Source organism: Micromonospora sp. Mcm103 (genome assembly GCF_024519755.1).
GTDB lineage: Bacteria > Actinomycetota > Actinomycetes > Mycobacteriales > Micromonosporaceae > Micromonospora > Micromonospora aurantiaca.
This window is the reverse complement of record NZ_JALJRJ010000009.1, coordinates 179,871-198,019: the sequence shown is the minus strand read 5'-3', so window position 1 is coordinate 198,019 and position 18,149 is coordinate 179,871. Positions and strand designations below refer to the sequence as shown.

At 69.9% G+C, this 18,149-nt stretch carries 19 protein-coding genes; 11 read left to right on the top strand and 8 right to left on the bottom strand.

The genetic code is table 11. From position 1 onward, the window contains the following. The 3 genes from OC439_RS14120 to OC439_RS14110 form a co-directional block, all read left to right on the top strand. Positions 1–319, top strand: a 319-nt coding sequence (locus tag OC439_RS14120) for a hypothetical protein (RefSeq protein WP_262013800.1), incomplete at its 5' end; no start/stop codon positions are given. Between the two features lie 49 nt (positions 320–368). Further along, positions 369–887 (top strand): nuclear transport factor 2 family protein, encoded by a 519-nt coding sequence (locus OC439_RS14115; RefSeq protein ID WP_262013799.1) that lies wholly within the window; start codon positions 369–371, stop codon positions 885–887. A gap of 4 nt (positions 888–891) precedes the next feature. Beyond that, positions 892–1,695, top strand: coding sequence for a TIGR03619 family F420-dependent LLM class oxidoreductase (locus OC439_RS14110; protein ID WP_262013798.1), 804 nt, complete (start codon positions 892–894; stop codon positions 1,693–1,695). A gap of 115 nt (positions 1,696–1,810) precedes the next feature. Here OC439_RS14110 and OC439_RS14105 read toward each other — a convergent pair whose 3' ends face one another. From OC439_RS14105 to OC439_RS14095, 3 genes are read right to left on the bottom strand one after another with little or no spacing between them, the layout of a single operon-like run. Continuing rightward, positions 1,811–2,641, bottom strand: coding sequence for an SDR family NAD(P)-dependent oxidoreductase (locus tag OC439_RS14105; protein ID WP_262013797.1), 831 nt, complete (start codon positions 2,639–2,641; stop codon positions 1,811–1,813). After that, positions 2,638–3,114: a nuclear transport factor 2 family protein gene (locus OC439_RS14100; protein WP_262013796.1), complete on the bottom strand. Its 477-nt coding sequence runs from the start codon at positions 3,112–3,114 to the stop codon at positions 2,638–2,640. Before OC439_RS14100 ends, OC439_RS14105 begins: the two co-directional genes overlap by 4 nt. Beyond that, the gene (locus tag OC439_RS14095; protein WP_262013795.1) at positions 3,111–4,034 is read right to left on the bottom strand and encodes an NAD-dependent epimerase/dehydratase family protein; all 924 of its coding nucleotides are present in this window, start codon (positions 4,032–4,034) and stop codon (positions 3,111–3,113) included. Before OC439_RS14095 ends, OC439_RS14100 begins: the two co-directional genes overlap by 4 nt. Positions 4,035–4,340: 306 nt before the next feature. On the opposite strand from OC439_RS14095, the gene OC439_RS14090 reads away from it, so the two are divergent. Both OC439_RS14090 and OC439_RS14085 read left to right on the top strand, forming a co-directional pair. Then, positions 4,341–4,502 carry a hypothetical protein gene (locus OC439_RS14090; protein WP_262013794.1) on the top strand — a complete coding sequence of 54 codons (162 nt, stop codon included), beginning with the start codon at positions 4,341–4,343 and terminating at the stop codon, positions 4,500–4,502. Then, positions 4,499–5,107: a LuxR C-terminal-related transcriptional regulator gene (locus tag OC439_RS14085; protein WP_262013793.1), complete on the top strand. Its 609-nt coding sequence runs from the start codon at positions 4,499–4,501 to the stop codon at positions 5,105–5,107. The genes OC439_RS14090 and OC439_RS14085 overlap by 4 nt, the downstream gene beginning before the upstream one ends. A 130-nt stretch (positions 5,108–5,237) precedes the next feature. On the opposite strand, the gene OC439_RS14080 is transcribed toward OC439_RS14085, so the two are convergent. The 3 genes from OC439_RS14080 to OC439_RS14070 form a co-directional block, all read right to left on the bottom strand. Next, complete coding sequence (locus tag OC439_RS14080) at positions 5,238–5,801, bottom strand: dihydrofolate reductase family protein (RefSeq protein WP_262013792.1); 564 nt, start codon at positions 5,799–5,801, stop codon at positions 5,238–5,240. Between the two features lie 528 nt (positions 5,802–6,329). Next, the gene (locus OC439_RS14075; protein WP_262013791.1) at positions 6,330–6,587 is read right to left on the bottom strand and encodes a hypothetical protein; all 258 of its coding nucleotides are present in this window, start codon (positions 6,585–6,587) and stop codon (positions 6,330–6,332) included. 290 nt (positions 6,588–6,877) lie between these two features. Further along, complete coding sequence (locus tag OC439_RS14070) at positions 6,878–7,615, bottom strand: GntR family transcriptional regulator (protein ID WP_262013790.1); 738 nt, start codon at positions 7,613–7,615, stop codon at positions 6,878–6,880. Positions 7,616–7,771: 156 nt separating this feature from the next. On the opposite strand from OC439_RS14070, the gene OC439_RS14065 reads away from it, so the two are divergent. Genes OC439_RS14065 through OC439_RS14045 form a run of 5 tightly spaced genes read left to right on the top strand, consistent with a single transcriptional unit; the run spans position 7,772 to position 14,449 of the window. Beyond that, entirely contained in the window at positions 7,772–8,971 is a 1,200-nt protein-coding gene (locus OC439_RS14065) for a CaiB/BaiF CoA transferase family protein (RefSeq protein WP_262013789.1), read from the top strand. A gap of 9 nt (positions 8,972–8,980) precedes the next feature. Continuing rightward, a complete protein-coding gene (locus OC439_RS14060; protein ID WP_262013788.1) occupies positions 8,981–11,056 on the top strand; it encodes a hydantoinase/oxoprolinase family protein in 2,076 nt (691 codons plus the stop codon). A 2-nt stretch (positions 11,057–11,058) separates the two neighbouring features. Further along, positions 11,059–12,930 carry a hydantoinase B/oxoprolinase family protein gene (locus OC439_RS14055; protein WP_262013787.1) on the top strand — a complete coding sequence of 624 codons (1,872 nt, stop codon included), beginning with the start codon at positions 11,059–11,061 and terminating at the stop codon, positions 12,928–12,930. After that, positions 12,927–13,553 carry an isochorismatase family protein gene (locus OC439_RS14050; protein ID WP_262013786.1) on the top strand — a complete coding sequence of 209 codons (627 nt, stop codon included), beginning with the start codon at positions 12,927–12,929 and terminating at the stop codon, positions 13,551–13,553. The genes OC439_RS14055 and OC439_RS14050 overlap by 4 nt, the downstream gene beginning before the upstream one ends. A gap of 5 nt (positions 13,554–13,558) precedes the next feature. Further along, on the top strand, positions 13,559–14,449 hold the full coding sequence (locus OC439_RS14045; RefSeq protein ID WP_262013785.1) for a hydroxymethylglutaryl-CoA lyase: 891 nt from the start codon (positions 13,559–13,561) through the stop codon (positions 14,447–14,449). 147 nt (positions 14,450–14,596) lie between these two features. Here OC439_RS14045 and OC439_RS14040 read toward each other — a convergent pair whose 3' ends face one another. Next, positions 14,597–15,157, bottom strand: a complete 561-nt coding sequence (locus OC439_RS14040; RefSeq protein ID WP_262013784.1) for a TetR/AcrR family transcriptional regulator — start codon at positions 15,155–15,157, stop codon at positions 14,597–14,599. Between the two features lie 62 nt (positions 15,158–15,219). On the opposite strand from OC439_RS14040, the gene OC439_RS14035 reads away from it, so the two are divergent. Further along, positions 15,220–16,893, top strand: a complete 1,674-nt coding sequence (locus OC439_RS14035) for an FAD-binding protein (RefSeq protein ID WP_262013783.1) — start codon at positions 15,220–15,222, stop codon at positions 16,891–16,893. 97 nt (positions 16,894–16,990) lie between these two features. Here the strand turns inward: OC439_RS14035 and OC439_RS14030 are convergent, their stop codons facing one another. Beyond that, positions 16,991–18,148, bottom strand: coding sequence for an acyl-CoA dehydrogenase family protein (locus OC439_RS14030; protein WP_262013782.1), 1,158 nt, complete (start codon positions 18,146–18,148; stop codon positions 16,991–16,993). Position 18,149: the final 1 nt, after the last annotated feature.

Genomic DNA, 18,149 nt, shown 5'->3' with positions numbered 1-18,149 from the left:
CCCCCGCCGCTCGCTGCGCCGCGCCGTGGCGTACGGCACCGGATGGGCGCCGTTCGGCCTCGGACCGCGGGAGCTGACCCGCATCTGGGACTCCGTGGAACGCCCGGACGGCTTCGACCTCGTGCTGCAGATTCCGCCGCTGGACCCGCTCGGCGACCCGGACGGCTCCCGCGCGCACCTGCACACGGCCGACGCCGTCGGGGCGACCGCTGTCAACGCGAGCCTCGTGGCCACCTCGGCGGCCCACCACCTCGAGCAGATGGCCGCGCTGCGCGAGCTCGCCCCGGAACGCTTCGAGGCGAACCCGTCCACGACCTGACCGGCCGTCGACCGGCCCGACCGGCAAGCCCGATCGAAAGGAACCCACCATGACCGACTCGCAGCCCGACCGGCTCGCCCTGTTCGAGGCGCGCCTCGAACAGGCCGAACGGCGCCTCGCCGCCGCCGAGGACCAGCTCGCCCTCTGGCGGATCGTGGCCAGCTACGGCCCCGCCGTGGACAGCGGCTCGGCCGAGATCACCGCCCAGTTGTGGACCGAGGACGGCGTGTACGACACCTTCCCGGTCGTGCTCAACGGCCGGGACGCGCTGCGCGGCATGGTCAACGGTGAGCGGCACCAGGCCCTGATCAACAACGGCGCCGCCCACCTCATGGGGCTGCCGCACATCGTCGTCGACGGCGACCGGGCCGTCGTGACGAACTACTCGCAGCTTGTGCTCAGCGCCCCCGACCAGAACGGTTACCGGATCTGGCGTACCGGCTCCAACCGGTGGGAGTTCACCCGCACCGACGAGGGCTGGAAGGTAACCCACCGCTGGAACCGCCAGCTCGACGGCACCGACGAGGGCCGCGACCTCCTCGCCCGCGCCGTCGAATCCGAGGCCTGAGGCCGTGCGCATCGGCCTCAGCTCCCCGGTCCTGGCCGACTCCGGGCCCCGGCCCCCGTGGGAGGCCGAGGCCGGAGTCGCCGAGTTGCGCATGGTCTTCACGACCGCCGACCGGCTCGGGTACGAGTTCTTCACCTGCCCGGAGCACGTCAGCGTCTCACCGGGGCTGGCGCGGGGTGAACGCTTCTACGACCCGGTCGCGACGTTCTCGTACCTCGCGGCGATCACCGAGCGGATCCGCTTCCTCCCCTACGTGCTCGTGCTCGGGCTGCACCATCCACTCGAGGTGGCCAAGCGGTACGGCACGCTTGACCACCTCAGCGGCGGACGGGTCGTCCTCGGCGTCGGCGTCGGCAACCTCGAGGAGGAGTTCGCGCTGCTCGGACGCCCGTTCGCCGACCGTGGACCACGGGCCGACGACGCCCTGCGGGCCCTGCGGGCGTCCCTGTCGGTACGGCTCGCGACCTACCACGGGGAGTACTACCACTTCACCGAGCAGGTGATCAGCCCGCACGCGGTTCAGGAGAAGGTCCCGATCTGGGTCGGTGGCCACAGCAGGCGTGCCCTCCGGCGCGCGGTGACCCTGGGCGACGGGTGGGCGCCGGCCCCCGTCACGTATCGCGGGCCGGACCTGGAGACCCTGCCCCGGATGCTCGCCGAGCAGGACCTGCCGGACGGGTTCGACGTCGTCATCACGCCTCCGGCCCGCCTCGACCCGACAGGCGCCCCCGAGGCCGCGCTCGACCTCGTCGGCCGGATCGGCGAGGCCGGGGGCCACCGTGGTCAACCTCGTCGTACGGCACCGTGACCTGGCCGAGTACCTCGACCAACTCGCGGCGGCAGCGGAGCTCTTCGGTCTCGACCGCCGCGACTGAGCACGGCAGTGGACGCCGGGACCCGGCGACGAGCCCCGGCGTCCACGGTCACGCCTCGTTGGGCATGTTCGACCAGCCCTTGCGGTCGGTACGCGCGTACCAGCCCGACGCGGCCAGGGTCCCTCCGTCGACGGGGATCGTGTGCCCGGTGACGAAACGGGCGTCGTCGCTGGCGAGGAACTCGACGACGGCGGCGTAGTCGTCGGGCTCGCCGAAGCGGCCGACGGGAATCCACGTACGGATCAGCTCCGGGTCGCGTCCGCGCAGCATCGCCGCGGCCGGCGTCTGGGGCGTGTCGGCGAGGTCGGGCGCGATCGCGTTGACCCGCACCCCACGGCCGGCGACCTCGACGGCGAGGCTCCTGGTGAAGGCGCTGACCCCGGCGTTGTAGGCGGAGTACGGGGCGCACGCCGGGATTCCCCGGAAGGCCTCGACGGTCGAGTTGTTGACGATGGCGCCACGGCCTCGCTCGACCATGCCGGGCAGCAGCGCATGCGTCATCGCGAGCACGTGCCACAGGTTGATCTCGTAGAGCGCCTGCCACTGCTGGGGCGTCGAGTGCAGGAAGGTCTTGGAGGCCGGGCGGAAGTCGCCGACGTTGTTGACGAGCACGTCGACCCGCCCCGAGTTGACGGCCGCCGCGGCGGCGACCGCGACGGCGACACCGTCGGCGGTGCGTACGTCGGCGAGGACGACCTCGACCTCGCCGCCGGCGCCACGAATGTCGGCGGCGGTGCCGGCGGCGGCCTCCCCGTCGATGTCGACGAGGACGACGTGGGCACCCGCGGTGGCGAGACGGCGGGAGATCCCGCCGCCGATCCCGAGGGCGCCGCCGGTGACGACGGCGATCCGGCCCTCGAGCCTGCGGATGGCGCTCATCTGCCGGTTCCTTCCTCGTCGGCCCGGGTCACGGAGACGCGGTGGCGTTCGATCCAGTTGATGGTCACCGCGCGACGCGCGAAGGCCCATCCTTCGCCGGTGCGCGCGTACTCGTCGTCGTAGTGCAGGAACCAGACGAGGTCCGAAGGCCCGTCGCGACCGGGGAGCAGGTGGTGGGCCGTGCCGCGGACCCGGCCACGGGCCCCGGTCGACGTCGGCAGGTAGCGCGCCCCGGCCACGACGTGGGTCGTGGCCAGCGTGCCGGCGAGCGCTCCGAGCGCGGCCACGACAGCCGGACGGCCGACGTGCGACACATGGGGGTCGAGGTGCGCCGGCGGTTCGGGGACCACGAGGACGCCGTCCGGGGCGAACAGCGCGCCGACCGCTGCTGCGTCACGGTCGTCGGCGGCCGCGGCGTACGTCTCGGAGAGCGCGCGCAGCGCGGTGAGGTCGGCCGCGACGAGGCCGGTCACGCCGCGGGAGCGGTCGCCGCGCGTACGACCTGGACGAGCTCGGCGACGGCCCGCTCGCAGTCACCGCGGGTGTAGCCGAGCAGAGCGGTCTCGGCCGGATCCGGCTCATAGGCAAGGACGTTCCCGCGACCCTGGACGATCATCGAGTCGGGCATGAAGGGGTGCGGCTCGTCGAGCTCGACGATGGTGCGGTTGCCCCCGGCCGCGTCGACGAGCAACTGGAAGAACTGCGTGAACGTCAGGTTGGCGTCACCGACGAGGTACGCCGCGCCCGCCGTGCCGCGGTCCAGCGCGCCGCCGATCGCCTCGGCCAGGGACCGGACCGACATGTAGTTCGTGCCGCCGGCCGGCGCGTGGTCGGGGATCTGCGGCTCGTTGCCGGCAGCCCAGGACACCATGCGGCGGTAGCGCTTGGCCGTGATGCCGGGGATGGCGCCGATGATCGAGGGCGGGTTGAGAGTGCAGACCGTGAAGGAGTCGTCGGCCAGCGCCCGGGCACCCTCGTCGGCGTCGCGGCGAGCGGCGACGTAGGCGCTGGAGTCGGCCAGGGCGGGTCGCAGGTGGTGGTAGTAGCTGCCGACCTGGACGAAACGGGAGATGCCCGCGCTCTTGGCGAGCGCGGCGAAGGCCGGCACCCCCGTGCTCTGGGTCTCCTTCCAGAACGCCGTCTCGTCCGCGTCACGGGGCAGGTGGCGCACGTCCTGCCCGGCGGCGAAGACGACCGCGTCGAAGGGGGCAAGGTCCTCGCGGGTGAAGGTCTGACGGGTGTAGTCCCCGCGGAGGACGGGCAGGCCGGCGACGGGCGAGTCCGCGCCGACCGCTCCTCGGGCGGCGACGGTGACCTTGTCCCCCCGATCCCGTAGGTAAAGGGCGGTGTGGACTCCGATCATGCCGGTTCCACCGACCACGAGTACCTCCATCGCGAGGTCTCCTTGCGTAGTGAGGCGGCTCCCCGGCGTGAATCGGAGTGCCAGCACGACTTCTGAACCTACCAACCAAGCGATTGGTAGGTTACCACGAGAGTCCGCTGACCAGAGACAACGGCGAGTGGACAAGGCTGTCTCGCTAACGGCACCTCTCTGCGTCAGGGCGTCGGCAGCAGAGAGGCGGTGGCGTTGGACGTCACCGGATGACACTTCTATCGGTCTGACGCCGCAGTACGAGGCGAACGCGGACTCCGACCGGCCCTGCTGACGGCGCCGAAGCGGGCCAGGATCTTCGCGGCGGTGACGTCGCCGATGCCGTGCAGATCGGTCCAGGTGGTGCCAGACGGCTGCGACCGCAGCGGACAACGTTGCCCACTCAAGGTGGTCGGCTTCGGCCGGATGACTGTGCTGCCCGGTGGCTGGGAGCTGGCCTGCGGGTACAAGCCGGTGGGCGGAGCGTGACCCGCCGAGCCGGCCATCCGGCCGCGAGGCCGGTCGGGGGCGACCCGGCCGAGGAAGTCCGAGACACCGGCGTACGGCCCCGTGGTCGTGGTGACAGTCGTAACGCTCCGGCCCGCCGGTCACCGTCTCAGGGGCGGCAGTTACCAGGGCCACTCGATCCACAGCCGGCGTGCGCCGGACACCAGGCGGAGCGCGTCATCACCACCTTCGACCTCGACGAGTACGTCTTCGGCGCGCTCAAGGCGGGCGCCCGAGGCTTCCTCCTCAAGGACGCCGGCGCCGAGATGCTCGCCCAGGCCGTCCATGCCGCCGCCCGCGGCGACGCCCTGATCGCACCGAACATCACCGCGAGGCTCCTGTCCTCCTTCGCGAACAGCCGCCCGCGCTCGGTGCCACCTGAACCTGTCGAGCCGCTGACCGCTCGCGAGGAACAGGTCCTGCTGGCTGCCGCTCGCGGGCGGACCAACAGCGAGATCGGCGAGGAGCTGTCCATCAGCCTCAGCACCGTCAAGACCCACATCGCCGCCCTGATGCGCAAGCTCAACGCCCGCAACCGCGTCGAGATCGTGATGTGGGCCTACGAGACACGCCGCGTCGGCACCTGATCGGCGCCCGCAGGCTCGAGTCGCGGAAACCAACGCCGACCACTTCGGTCTTCTCTAGGAGGTCTCCGGTCGGATCAGTCGTCCGCGCTGCGCCGTCATGCAAGCGCTGGCGATCGGATGGGGCCGTCGTTCACTGCCCGAGAGGGCGGTAGCGGAGGTGTACGACGCCGTTTCGGAATCGGCGCTCATCGAGGAGTTCGAGGTCGACGCGCATGCCGGTCGGCAGGCCCGGCTTACCCCCGCCGACGACCACGGGCCAGACGAACAGCTGGCACTCGTCGACCAGCCCGGCCTCAAGAGCCTGCGCCGCGAGGTGTGCACCTCCAACGGTGAGATCGCTGCTGGCCGTGGCCTTCAGTTCGCGTACCGCAGCGGGGTCGAAGCGGCGTTCGAGTCGGGTGTCGGCGGTCGACACCGCAGCGAGGGTCGTGGAGTACACGACCTTTCTCGCTGCCCGCCAGGCGCTTGCGAAGTCGCCCATGAGGTCGGACTGCGCGGCCAGAGCGGCGTCGGTTTCCCAGACGGCCATCGCCTCGTACAGCCGCCGCCCGTAGAGGAACGTGCCCACGGACCGCAGGAGATCGGTGTAGACAACGAATACCTCGTCGTCCATCGGCAACCAGGCGAACGCGCCGCGTTCGTCCTCCATATAGCCGTCCAGCGACACGTTATTCACATAGATCAGCTTTGCCATACCCCTACCTCTCGATGATCAACCGCAACAGCCTGGACACTCATCAGCGTGGTGAACGCCTGGAGCCGGGCCACCGGCACGTCGAGCGCCCGGAGCCGGCATACGGAGCCCGGCCCTCGTCGGCGCGCTGACCACGGCCCAGGTGGAAAGGTCGATCGGCCACCCGCACGTTGCCGAAGACCGCATGCATCACCTGCGCCGTTACCAGCCCCCAGCAGCGCGGCCCGGCCCGCGAAGTAGCCGTCCCAGAAATCGCACACACCGAGGGCCAGGACGCCTCGTTCGGCACCTCGGAGAAGATCACGGTGGCAATGGGCCGACGAGATCGAACATGCAGCAGACCTTGACGCACGGGTGCATCACCCATCACCTCCTATGACCGCGACAGCACGCTCGTAGGCTGCCCCTCACCCTGACTACGAACACCTCTGCCCGAATCCGACACCTTCGGTCGACATAACGGCAGCAGGCCATACCCTCCGACAGATTTGGATAGGCCCTGATGCCCCCGCCGCCCCTGCCTCGACTTCAAACGTGGGCGATAGCGCTGCACATCTTCCACGCGAGCACGAACGGCACTCTGCCGCCCGGCATGGTGCCGCCGGCTGCTTCGACGATTTCCCCGTACGTCAGCCGGCGCACGGCGGCCTTCGGACCGACACCTCTCCGCCGCGCGATTTCGCGCAGTTGCTCTATCCGGGCCTCCGCGGGTTTGCGCCCCTCCGGTGCACCGAGCAGTTTCCTGACCGCCTCGCCGCCCTTGATGTCCAGCGCAGCGAAGCGCAACCGCCGGCGGACTCGCTCGGCCCGGTCGTCCGGCGCGAGCAGCCATACCGCCGCGCTCGCGTTCTCAAGGCGGCTCGGGCCAGCGAGTACGGGGCGTACAGGTGCATGACGTGCGCGTCTTCAGGACGGTGCGCAGGCAGGGCCGGCTCGGTTGAGCAGGAGTTCAGCCCAATTGCGCGGACGCGGTCGGGCGCGATGGTGAGCAGAATCCACCGCTGGTCGTGGCCGTTCCTGCACCTCGTCGCGTGTGTCGAGGCCCATTCGCGCGATCGCTGAACCCGACCACATGATCAGAGTGGCGGGTGACCAGCGGTTGCGCTGGCCTGGTCCGGCAGCTCCGGGCCGGGCGCCCGGTCGCCGCCCTCTCGCAGCCGGATGGAATGCCATGCCGCGCGTACGTGGCTGCGCATGACGGACTCCGCCCAGTCGGGGTCGGGCGCGGCCAGGGCCGCCACCAGCTCGTGGTGGTGAGCGAGGCTACGGCGCAGCGCGTCCGGGCTGTAGCGGGAGAAGGTACGCCAGACGAGCGGCATCTGGATCACCGAGGAGACGACACCGGTGAGTCGGCTGTTGCCGGACGCCTCGAGGATCATCCGGTGGAACCGGTTGTTCAGCTCGGTGAGCTCGTCCACATCGGTCGGTCGTCCGTCCGGCGCCACCTCGTCCATCCGGTGGGCCAGCGCGTCGAGCGCGTCCACGTCGACGGTGCCTGTGGTCGCCGCCAGTCGGCAGCCCCACGGCTCGAGCACGGCCCGCAGGCTGAAGATTTCGTCGAGATCGTGGATGCTCCACGCCTGGACCTGCACGCCACGGTTGCGTTCGTGGCGGACCAGTCCCTCCGCGGTCAGCCGTCTGAGCGCCTCCCGGACGGGCGTCCGACTCACCCCGATCGACTCGGCCAACTCGCCCTCGCGGAGCCAGGCGCCGGCCGACCGTTGCCCGGACAGGATCTGCTCCCGGATCAGCCGATAGGCGTCGTCGGCGGCGTGGCCGTTGTCGGCCTCCCGCAGTGGCGTGTGGTCACTCATGATGCTCGGCACCGTAGCAACACGGCAGGTTGTATGCAATCTTCCTTCGGGGCATTGACACCCGAAGAGTCGAGTCCTACTTTCCCAGCACAACCTACTGTAACGACAGTCACAGACTTGCGAATTGCATGCAAAAAGACGCTGATTGAGGGGCTCATGAGCACTCCACTGCCGCTTGACGACATCCGGGTGATCGAGCTCGGGCAGCTGCTGGCAGGGCCGTTCTGCGGTCAACTCCTGGGCGACTTCGGCGCCGAGGTGATCAAGGTCGAGGACCCGGGTCAGGGCGACCCCATGCGGCAGTGGGGGCGCGAGAAGCCGTACGGCAAGTCGCTCTGGTGGCCGGTGGTGGCGCGGAACAAGAAGTCCGTGACCGCGAATCTGCGGACCGAGCAGGGTCAGGATCTGGTACGTCAGCTCGTCGCGCGGGCGGACGTGTTGATCGAGAACTTCCGGCCCGGCACGTTGGAGCGCTGGGGGTTGGCCCCGGAGCGGCTGTGGGAGATCAACCCCGGCCTGATCATCACCCGCGTGACCGGCTTCGGGCAGACGGGCCCGTACTCGTCACGTGCCGGATACGGATCGATCGGTGAGGCGATGGGCGGAATTCGGTACGTGACCGGCGACCCCGATCGCCCTCCGGCCCGGGCCGGAGTCTCTCTCGGCGATTCGCTGGCGGCGACGTTCGCCTGCCTGGGCACCCTGGTGGCGCTGCACCAGCGCGGACGTACCGGTCGAGGCCAGGTGGTGGACTCGGCCATCTACGAGGCCGTGCTGGCGATGATGGAGTCGCTCATCCCCGAGTACCAGATCGCCGGCTACCAGCGGGAGCGGACCGGAACGACCCTTCCGAACGTGTCGCCGAGCAACGTCTACCCGACGGCCGACGGCGAGATGGTGCTGATCGCGGCGAACCAGGACACGGTTTTCCGCCGGCTCGCCGAGGCGATGGGGCGGGTGGAGCTGGCCACCGACGAGAAGTACGCCACCCACGGCGCCCGAGGCCGGTGGATGGAGCAGCTGGACGGCCTGGTCGCCGAATGGAGCTCGACGCTCGCGGCCGACGATCTGCTCGAACGGCTGCACGCCCATGGCGTTCCGGCAGGCCGCATCTTCAGGGCCCGGGACATGCTCGAGGACCCACACTTCGCCTCGCGGGAGGCGATCGTCCGGCTGACCCACCCCGGTCTCGGGGAGTTCGCCATGCACAACGTCGTACCCAAGCTCTCCGACAGCCCGGGCCGGGTCCGGCACGTCGGCCCCGAGCTCGGTGAGCACAACGAGGACATCTATCGCGACCTGCTGGGGCTCGGCGACGACGCGATGGCGTCGCTGCGTTCTGCCGGCGTCATCTGAGGAGGGACCATGACCTACCGACTCGGCGTGGACGTGGGGGGAACGTTCACCGACATCCTGCTGATCGACGAGGCGACCGGAGAGACATACCGGGCCAAGACCTCCTCCACGCCCGAGGACCAGTCCATCGGGGTGCTGCGTGGCATCGAGCGGGCCTGCGAGGCCGCCGGCGTGCCCATGTCGGAGATCGCTGAGGTGTTCCACGGCACCACGGTCGCCACGAACGCGATCCTCGAGGGCAAGGGCGCCCGGGTTGGGCTGGTCACCACCGACGGCTTCCGGCAGGTGCTCCAGATCGCCCGTTCCTTCGTGCCAGGTGGCCTGGCCGGCTGGATCATCTGGCCGAAGCCGGAGCCGCTGGCGGCGTTGGAGGACACCGTGGAGGTCGTCGGCAGGATCGGCGCCGACGGCGCGGTGGTGACCGAACTCGACGAGGCTGACGTCCGTACGAAGCTGCGCAAGCTCCGCGCACAGGGCATCGAGGCGTTGAGCGTCAGCCTGATCAACTCCTACACCAACCCGCAGCACGAGCGCCGGGTCGCCGAATTGTCCGCCGAGGAGCTTCCGGGCGTACCGGTGTCGCTGTCGTCTTCGGTGCTGCCGGAGCTTCGCGAGTATGAGCGGACCATCACCACCGTCGCGAACGCGGCCGTGCAGCCTCAGGTGGCGCGCTACGTGGCCAACCTTGAGGCGCAGCTCGGCGAGTCCGGGGTGGACGGTCGGCTGTGCATCCTGCGCAGCGACGGTGGTCTGGTCTCCGCAGCCGTCGCCGCGGACAACCCGGTGAACCTGCTGCTGTCCGGCCCTGCCGGCGGGGTCACCGGCGCGACCTGGGTGGCGGAGCAGGCCGGATACCCGGACTTCCTGACCTTCGACATGGGCGGCACCTCCACCGACGTCGCCCTGGTTCAGGGGCTCACGCCGCGGGTGGGTCGGGAGACCACGGTCGGGGACCTCAAGGTCCGCGCCACCTCCGTCGACGTACGAACTGTGGGTGCCGGCGGCGGATCCATCGCCCACGTACCGCCGCTGACCCAGGCGCTCCGGGTAGGGCCGCAGTCGGCCGGTGCCGCACCCGGTCCGGCCGCGTACGCGGCGGGCGGTGAGCAGCCGACGGTGACCGACGCGAACGTGGTGCTCGGCTACCTGCCCACCGATCTGGCCGGTGGCGAGATCACGCTGGACCGTGCGGCGGCACGAGCGGCGGTGAAGTCGATCGCCGACGCCACCGGGCTGGAGTCGGTCGAGGCCGCCGCCGCGGGCATCATCGACATCGTCAACGAGAACATGTTCGGGGCGTTGCGACTGGTGTCGGTGCAGCAGGGCTTCGACCCGCGCGACTACGCGCTGGTGGCCTTCGGTGGCGCCGGCCCGTTGCACGCCAACGCTCTCGGCAGACTGACCGGGGCCTGGCCGGTGATCATTCCGCCGTCGCCGGGAGTGCTGTGCGCCTACGGCGACGCGACGACCAACCTGCGCGACGAGTCGGTGCGGACGTTGGTGCGCCGCTTCAACGAAATGACCGACGAGAGCCTTCGCGCGGTTCTCACCGAACTCGCGAGCAAGGCGTGCTCCACGCTCAGCGAGCAGGGCGTCCCCGAGGATGAGCAGCACGTCGTGTTCTCCGCCGACCTGCGCTACCACGGACAGGGTTTCGAGATCCCGGTGGCCGTCGACATCGACGCCTTCGACGGGACCGGCGGTGGACTCGCGGCCCTGCGGTCGGCGTTCGACGCCGATCACCAACGACTGTTCTCCTTCGTTCTCGATGCCGAACACGAGCTGGTGACCGTCCGGGCCACCGCTCATGGTCCCCGGCCGCAGGTCGCCGCGCCCGCGCTGGAGCATGGTGACGCGGATCCGAGCCGCGCAGTACGGGCCCACCACCGCATCTGGGTCGAGGGCGCCGAAGTGGAGGCCCGCATCTACGACCGGGCCCTGCTGCGAGCGGGCAACGTCGTGCCCGGTCCGGCGATCATCACCGAGATGGACTCCACCACGCTCGTGCTGCCCGGGCACACGGCTGCGGTGCACCCGAGCGGCAGCCTCCTCATCCGCCCCGTCGACACCCACCGGGAGAACTGACCATGGCACGCCTCATCGAGACCGCTACCGGACCGCTTCGCGCCGTGGATGTCGACCTGGTCACCATCGACCTGATCGAGAACGGACTGCGCAACGCCCGCTACGAGATGGACGAGGTGCTCTTCCGGACCGCGCTGTCGCCGGGGATCCGTGAACAGCACGACGAGTTTCCGCTGATCGCCAACCATGACGGCAAAATGATGGTGGGACAGTTCGGGCTGTCCATCCCCGACTTCCTGGAGAACTTCGACGGCGACATCGAGGAGGGCGACGTCCTGCTGACGTCGGACCCCTACTCCTGCGGTGCGGCGATCAGCCACGCGAACGATTGGCTCGTGGTGCTGCCCATCTTCTTCGAGGGCCGCATCGTGGGCTGGGCGGCGATGTTCGGGCACATGTCCGACGTCGGCGGCAAGACTCCGGCGTCGATGCCGACCGATGCCCGCACCATCTTCGAGGAGGGCGTGGTGATCCCGCCCTTCAAGTTGTACCGCAAGGGCGTGCTTGCCGAGGACGCCCTGCGGATCATCCTCAACCAGGTGCGGAAGCCCGACTGGAACCGCGCCGACCTCAACGGCATCGTCGCGGCGTGCCGGACCGCTTCCCGGCGGGTCCAGGAGATGTGCGCCCGGTTCGGGGTGGACACCTACAACTCCGCGCTCGACCAGCTCCTGGACCGCAACTACCGGGCGATGAAGGTACTGCTCGGGGCGGTCTTCAAGGAGGGCGAGACGCTGTCCTTCACCGACTACATCTGCGACGACGGCCTCGGTTACGGCCCCTACGAGCTCAAGCTCAGCCTGACCCGTACCGGTGACAAGGTGCTGCTGGACTTCACCGGCAGCAGCCCGCAGGCGCAGGGTCCGATCAACTACTACATCAACGAGAACCTCGTCCGGATGTTCTTCGGCATCTACATGATCACCGTCGCCGACCCGCAGATCCTCTGGAACGACGGCTTCTACCCGCTGGTCGACGTCACGATCCCCGACGATTCGTTCTGGAAGCCCAAGTACCCCGCCGCCCTCAACGCGCGTAACCACGGCATCGGTCGCGTCTTCGACCTGTTCGGTGGCCTGCTCGGTCAGACGAACCCCGGGCTGCTCAACGCCGCCGGCTTCTCGTCATCACCGCACTTCATGTATTCGGGCACCTACGGGCCGGGTGAGCGCGAGGGCGAGTGGTTCCAGCTGTACTCGATCGGATTCGGCGGGATTCCCGGCCGGCCGGTGGGTGACGGCCCGGACGGCCACTCGCTGTGGCCGTCGTTCGTCAACATCCCGTGCGAGTACCTGGAGTCCTACTACCCGCTGCGCATCGAACGCTGGGAGACCATCGCGGACACCGGTGGCGCCGGGCTCCATCGCGGCGGGAACGGCGTCGACGTGGCCTACCGGTTCCTGGAGGCCGGCACGATCGCGATCCACGACGACCGCTGGCTCACCTATCCGTGGGGGGTCAACGGTGGCGAGCCCGGTGCGCGTGGCCGCAAGTGGCTCGAACGCGCCGACGGCGGCACCGAGATCCTGGGAAGCAAGGTGCACGACGTGCCCGTAGCTCCCGGGGACGTGCTGCACTTCGTCACCTGGGGTGGCGGCGGGTGGGGCGACCCGCTCGCCCGCGACCCGGAACTCGTCGGCCTCGAGGTCCGCCGGGGCCTGGTCAGCCCCACGGGGGCCCGCCGCTTCGGCGTTGTCTGCGACGAGGCCGGCACCGTCGACGTCGCGGCCACCGAGGAGGTACGGGCCGAGCTGCGCCACGGACGTCCGGACCCACTGCCCACGTTTGACATGGGACCGCCGCTGGAAACCATCCTGGACCGGTGCCTGGAGGAGACCGGTCTTCCTGCCCCTCGGCCGCCTGTCGCCCGATGAACCCCGTGCCGGACAGCAGCGACGACGGATTCGGGGGCGCGCTCCTGCCCGGCGCCCGCCCCGCAGTGGTGGTCATCGATCTGATGCGGGCTTACTTCGACCCGGCCAGCCCGCTGTGCCTGCCGTCCGCGGACTGTCTGCGGTCGGCTGGCCGGGTCATCGCCGCAGCCCGCGACCACCGGCTTCCCGTGCTGCACACCCGCGTCGCGTACGGGCCCGGCGGTGTCGACGGAGGCCTGTTCGTCCGGAAGGTCACCGCCCTTCGGCAGCTCTTCTCCGGCGGTGGCGCGATGGGTGAGCTGATGCCGCAGGTCTCCCCCGCCGAGGATGAACTGGTGCTGGTCAAGCAGTACGCAAGCGCCTTCTTCGGCACGTCGCTGGCCTCCACCCTGCGGGCGGAGCGCATCGACACCGTCGTGCTGGTCGGCGTGAGCACGAGCGGTTGTGTCCGTGCCACGGCGGTGGACGCGATCCAGCACGGTCTCGTCCCGCTGGTGGTTTCCGAAGCGGTGGCGGACCGCGCCACCGGCCCGCACGAGGCGAGCCTGTACGACCTGCAAGCCAAGTACGCCGAGGTGATCAGCGAGGCCAGGGCCGTCGCGTACCTGTCGGAGGAGCGATGACAGTCATGGTCGACATCGTCGAGGTCTCGCCCCGCGACGGCCTGCAGAACGAGGCGATGCTACTCACCACCGCCGACAAGGTGGAGCTCATCGAGCGGGCGGTACGCGCGGGAGCCCGGCGAGTGGAGGTGACCAGCTTCGTCAACCCCGCCCGCGTGCCGCAGATGGCGGACGCGGACGAGTTGATGGCCGCGCTCCCCCGCCACGACGGCGTCCGATATGCGGGCCTGGTGATGAACCGCCGCGGCCTGGACCGAGCTCTGGCCGCGGGCGTCGACGAGATCAACGTCGTCGTCGTGGCCACGGACACCTTCTGCGGTCGCAACCAGGGCATGACCACCGCCCAAGCCTGTGACACGGCCGCAGTACTGGTGCAGGCGGCTCGCGAGGCAGGGGTGTTCACGACGGTGACCGTGGGTGCCTCGTTCGGATGCCCGTTCGAAGGCGAGGTGCCGCCGAACCGGCTGCGGGAGGTACTCACCCGGGTGCGGGATGCAGGGCCGGACGAACTGGCCCTCGCCGACACCATCGGAGTGGCCGTACCCTCCGACGTCACCGAACGGCTGACGCTCGCCCGGGAGATCACGCAATCCCGGACACCGCTGCGGCTGCACCTGCACGACACCCGACACACCGGCGTGGCCAACGCGGTCGCGGCAGTCCAAGCGGGCGTCACCACCCTCGACGCCAGCATCGGCGGGACGGGCGGTTGCCCGTTCGCGCCGGCGGCGACCGGGAACGTCGCCACCGAGGATCTCGTCTACCTCTTCGGCCGCCTGGGGCGGCCCACCGGCATGAATCTGGAGGAACTCACCTCGGCCGTCTCCTGGCTGGAGCGGAGACTCGGCAAGCAACTCCCCGGCGCTCTGCTCCGGGCAGGCGGTTTTCCCACCTGAGCCCGACCTGGACGCCGGAGAGTCTGCCCGGTTCGGCCCTCGCTGCCGTGGTGGCCCTGCTGAGGGCCGCCGTCATGACGGCCGTCGCCAGGAGCGTGCGCTGGTGAGGGTGCAGGAGTCCGCTACCGTACCGGCCTCGTTCTCGTCTCACGTGCTCTGTCGACGGAGCAGGTATGAAGCCCGGTCCACTGCCTGCCCGACTTCGGCCGGATCGACTGCGGTGACGATGACGCCGTAGATCATGCGATGTGCGAGCAGAACGTCGTCCACGGTGATGCGGTGGTCGACCAGACCGGCCGCCTGCGCGCGCGGCAGGGTGTCTTGAATCAGGGACTGCAGACGGATGCCGCCGGTGTACTCCGGCAGGTTGCGCCGGGCGTCCACCGCCATTTCCACGAACGCGGCGGACTCCACGGTCATCTGGATCACGCGGTCCCAGAGCCGGCCGAACGCACTCGCGCCCGGCTCGGCGGCGATCGCCTCGAGCTGCGCGAAGTTCTCCTCGAACACCGCGAACGCCAGGTCGAGCCGGGTCGGGAAGTGCCGGTACAGCACACCCTGGCCGACCTCGGCGTCCTTGGCGATCGCGCTGAGGGGCACGTGATAGCCGCGCGCGGTGAACAACCGGCGGGCCGAGCGGAGGATGGCCAGCCGATTCTGCGAGGCTGCCGCCGGACCACGATTGACGCGACCGCTGGTGGAGGGCATGCTGCACTCTAACAACCGGACAGGACTGTCCGGTTGCTCGGAAGCCACGGGAAGGCTCATCCATGACCGACACCACCGCGCAGTCCGCCGGCACGTTCGACCACTCCTACGACGTCGTCGTCGTGGGCAGCGGCGGGGCCGGATTCGCCACCGCGCTGGGCGCGATCGACGCCGGGCTGAGCGTGCTGATGATCGAGTCGAGCGGCGAGTGGGGTGGAAGCACAGCGATGTCCGGCGGCGGGATGTGGTTGCCGGACAACCCCCTGATGCGGCGCGCCGGCGTCGGCGACTCCCGCGCGGAGGCACTCACCTACCTCGAGGCCACGGTCGGTGACGCCGGGCGCTCCACCTCGCGCGAGCACAAAGAAGCCTTCGTCGACGGCGTCGAGGACTTCGTCGTCACCGCTGAGAAGTTCGGCATGGTCTTCGCCCGCTCCACCGACTACCCCGACTACTACCCGGAACTGCCCGGCGGGAAGATCGGCCGCGCGATCGAGGTGAAACCACTCAACGCGAAGGTCATCGGCAAATGGTGGAAGACCATCAGCGCGCCCGCCGGGATGCCGATCAAGACCGACGATGTGTGGCTGCTCGGCCGCGCCTGGTCCACTCCCGCCGGGTTCCTCCGCGGCGCCCAGTTCGTGTTCCGTGCGCTCGGCGGTGTCGTCCGCGGCCAGCGGCTGGTCGGCATCGGTGCCGGACTGTCCACCGCGTTCCTGCACGCGGTGGTGATCAAGCACCAGGTGCCGCTCTGGCTCAACGCTCCGCTGGAGGAACTGCTGACCACCGACGGCCGGGTCACCGGCGTACGCATCACCCGCGACGGCCAGTCGCTGACGGTGCGCGCCACGCGGGGCGTCATGTTGGCCGGCGGCGGGTTCGACCACAACACCGAGTGGCGGCGCAAGTACCACGGCATCGACGGCGCCCCCTCCGGCAACCCCGCCAACCTGGGCCGCCCCACCGAACTGGCACAGCAGGCGGGTGCCGCCGTCGAGCTGATGGACGATGCCTGGTGGGGTGCCTCCGTCGCCGCCACACCCGGCCACGATCCGTCCTTCATCGTCGGCGAGCGCTCACTGCCGTACTCGATCATCGTGGACGCCCACGGCGACCGATTCGCCAACGAGTCGGAGTCCTACGTCGACCTCGGGCACCACATGCTCGAACATGACAAGGACGGCCCGTACTGGATGATCGCCGACGTCCGCCATGCCCGCCGGTACCTGCGCACCTTCGCGCTGGACCCGAAGAACAACAAGGCGATGCGCGAGGCCGGGATCATGGCCAAGGGCAGCACCCTCGCCGAACTGGCGGGCCGGATCGGTATCGATCCGGCGCGGCTGCAGGCCACCACCGATCGGTTCAACGGCTTCGCCCGCTCTGGCGTCGACGGGGACTTCGGTCGCGGAAACTCGGCGTACGACCGCTATTACGGCGACCCGACCGTGCATCCCAACCCCTGCCTCGGTCCGCTCGAGAAGGGTCCGTTCACCGCCTTCAAGGTCGTCATCGGTGACCTCGGCACCAAGGGCGGAGTGCTCACCGACCCCGAGGGACGTGCGCTGCGCGAGGACGGCACGGTGATTGACGGCCTGTACGCCGCGGGCAACAACTCCGCCTCGGTGATGGGCCGCACCTATCCCGGCCCGGGATCCACGATCGGGCCCGCCGTGGTGTTCGGGATGCGCGCCGCCCGGCACATGGCTCGCCGACCGTCGGCTTCGACCAGCTGAAGCTTCCCTGCCGTGAGTTCGACGACGAGCCCGTCGGCGTCCCGCCCCGCGGCTTTCCCGGGTCTGTCCGGGACGCCCAGTGAGGATCACCGGCGGATCAGACGGTCACCTCGCCGCGTACGAGCGCCTTCGCGACGACGGTCCGCAGGATGTCGTTCGTGCCCTCGCCGATGCTCATCAGGATCGAGTCCCGGTAGAGGCGCTCGACCTCGAACTCGGTGGAGTAGCCGTAGCCGCCGTGCACCTTCATCGCGTCGATCGCGGCCTCGAGGGCCACCTCCGAGCAGAACACCTTTGCCATCCCGGTCTGCCCGTCGGCGCGACCGCGCCGGACCGCGTCGGCCGCCCAGTACGCCATCAGGCGGGCGGCCTGGAGCTGGATCGCGATGGTGGCGAGCTTGAGCTGGATCGCCTGGAACTCGGCGATGTGCTTGCCGAACGCCTTGCGCTGCTGGGCGTAGGCCAGCGCCTCGTCGTGGGCGCGCTGCGCGATGCCGACCGACCGCGCGGCGATGTTGACCCGGCCCCACTCCAGGGCGGACAACGCCTGCTTGAGGCCGACGCCCTCGACGCCACCGAGCAACCGGTCCTTCGGTACCCGCACGTTGTCGAGGAGGATCTCGCAGGACTCGGTGCCCTTGTAGCCGAGCTTCGGGATGTCCCGCAGGACCTGGAAGCCGTCCAGCGTCGCGTCGACGAGCAGCACGCTCATGCCGGTGTGCGCGGGCGTGGCGTGCGGGTCGGTCTTGACCAGCACCGGCAGCGGGTCGGCGTACCGCGCGTTGGTGATCCACATTTTGGTGCCGTTGACGATGTAGTGGTCGCCGTCGAGGCGGGCGGTGGTGCGGATGCCCTGCAGGTCGGTGCCGGCGTCCGGCTCGGTGAGGCCGATGCCGGTCCGCCGGGCACCGGTGGCGAGGTCGGGCAGGTAGGCCTGCTTCTGCTCCTCGGTGCCGTGTCTGGCGATCATCCGGCAGGCCAGGGAGTGGCTGCCGAGGATGCCGGCGATACCCATCCAGCCGCGGGCGAGTTCCTCGAACACCAGCGCGAACGAGACCGGGTCGAGGTCGAGGCCGCCGTACTGTTCCGGCACGGTGATGCCGAACAGCCCCATCTCGGCCATCCCCCGCACGATCTCCGTCGGGTACCGCCCGGTTTGCTCCCAGTCCCGCGCGACCGGGATGATCTCCCGGTCGACGAACGTGCGGAGCAGGGCGCGGAAGTCCTGCTGCTCCTCGGTGAGCGTGAAGTCCATG

Excerpts from the sequence above, each read along its gene's own strand:
- OC439_RS14115 (WP_262013799.1), top strand. The coding sequence starts at position 369 with ATGACCGACTCGCAGCCCGACCGGCTCGCCCTGTTCGAGGCGCGCCTC.
- OC439_RS14105 (WP_262013797.1), bottom strand. The coding sequence starts at position 2,641 with ATGAGCGCCATCCGCAGGCTCGAGGGCCGGATCGCCGTCGTCACCGGC.
- OC439_RS14095 (WP_262013795.1), bottom strand. The coding sequence starts at position 4,034 with ATGGAGGTACTCGTGGTCGGTGGAACCGGCATGATCGGAGTCCACACC.
- OC439_RS14080 (WP_262013792.1), bottom strand. The coding sequence starts at position 5,801 with ATGGCAAAGCTGATCTATGTGAATAACGTGTCGCTGGACGGCTATATG.
- OC439_RS14070 (WP_262013790.1), bottom strand. The coding sequence starts at position 7,615 with ATGAGTGACCACACGCCACTGCGGGAGGCCGACAACGGCCACGCCGCC.
- OC439_RS14065 (WP_262013789.1), top strand. The coding sequence starts at position 7,772 with ATGAGCACTCCACTGCCGCTTGACGACATCCGGGTGATCGAGCTCGGG.
- OC439_RS14060 (WP_262013788.1), top strand. The coding sequence starts at position 8,981 with ATGACCTACCGACTCGGCGTGGACGTGGGGGGAACGTTCACCGACATC.
- OC439_RS14055 (WP_262013787.1), top strand. The coding sequence starts at position 11,059 with ATGGCACGCCTCATCGAGACCGCTACCGGACCGCTTCGCGCCGTGGAT.
- OC439_RS14050 (WP_262013786.1), top strand. The coding sequence starts at position 12,927 with ATGAACCCCGTGCCGGACAGCAGCGACGACGGATTCGGGGGCGCGCTC.
- OC439_RS14045 (WP_262013785.1), top strand. The coding sequence starts at position 13,559 with ATGGTCGACATCGTCGAGGTCTCGCCCCGCGACGGCCTGCAGAACGAG.
- OC439_RS14040 (WP_262013784.1), bottom strand. The coding sequence starts at position 15,157 with ATGCCCTCCACCAGCGGTCGCGTCAATCGTGGTCCGGCGGCAGCCTCG.
- OC439_RS14035 (WP_262013783.1), top strand. The coding sequence starts at position 15,220 with ATGACCGACACCACCGCGCAGTCCGCCGGCACGTTCGACCACTCCTAC.
- OC439_RS14030 (WP_262013782.1), bottom strand. The coding sequence starts at position 18,148 with ATGGACTTCACGCTCACCGAGGAGCAGCAGGACTTCCGCGCCCTGCTC.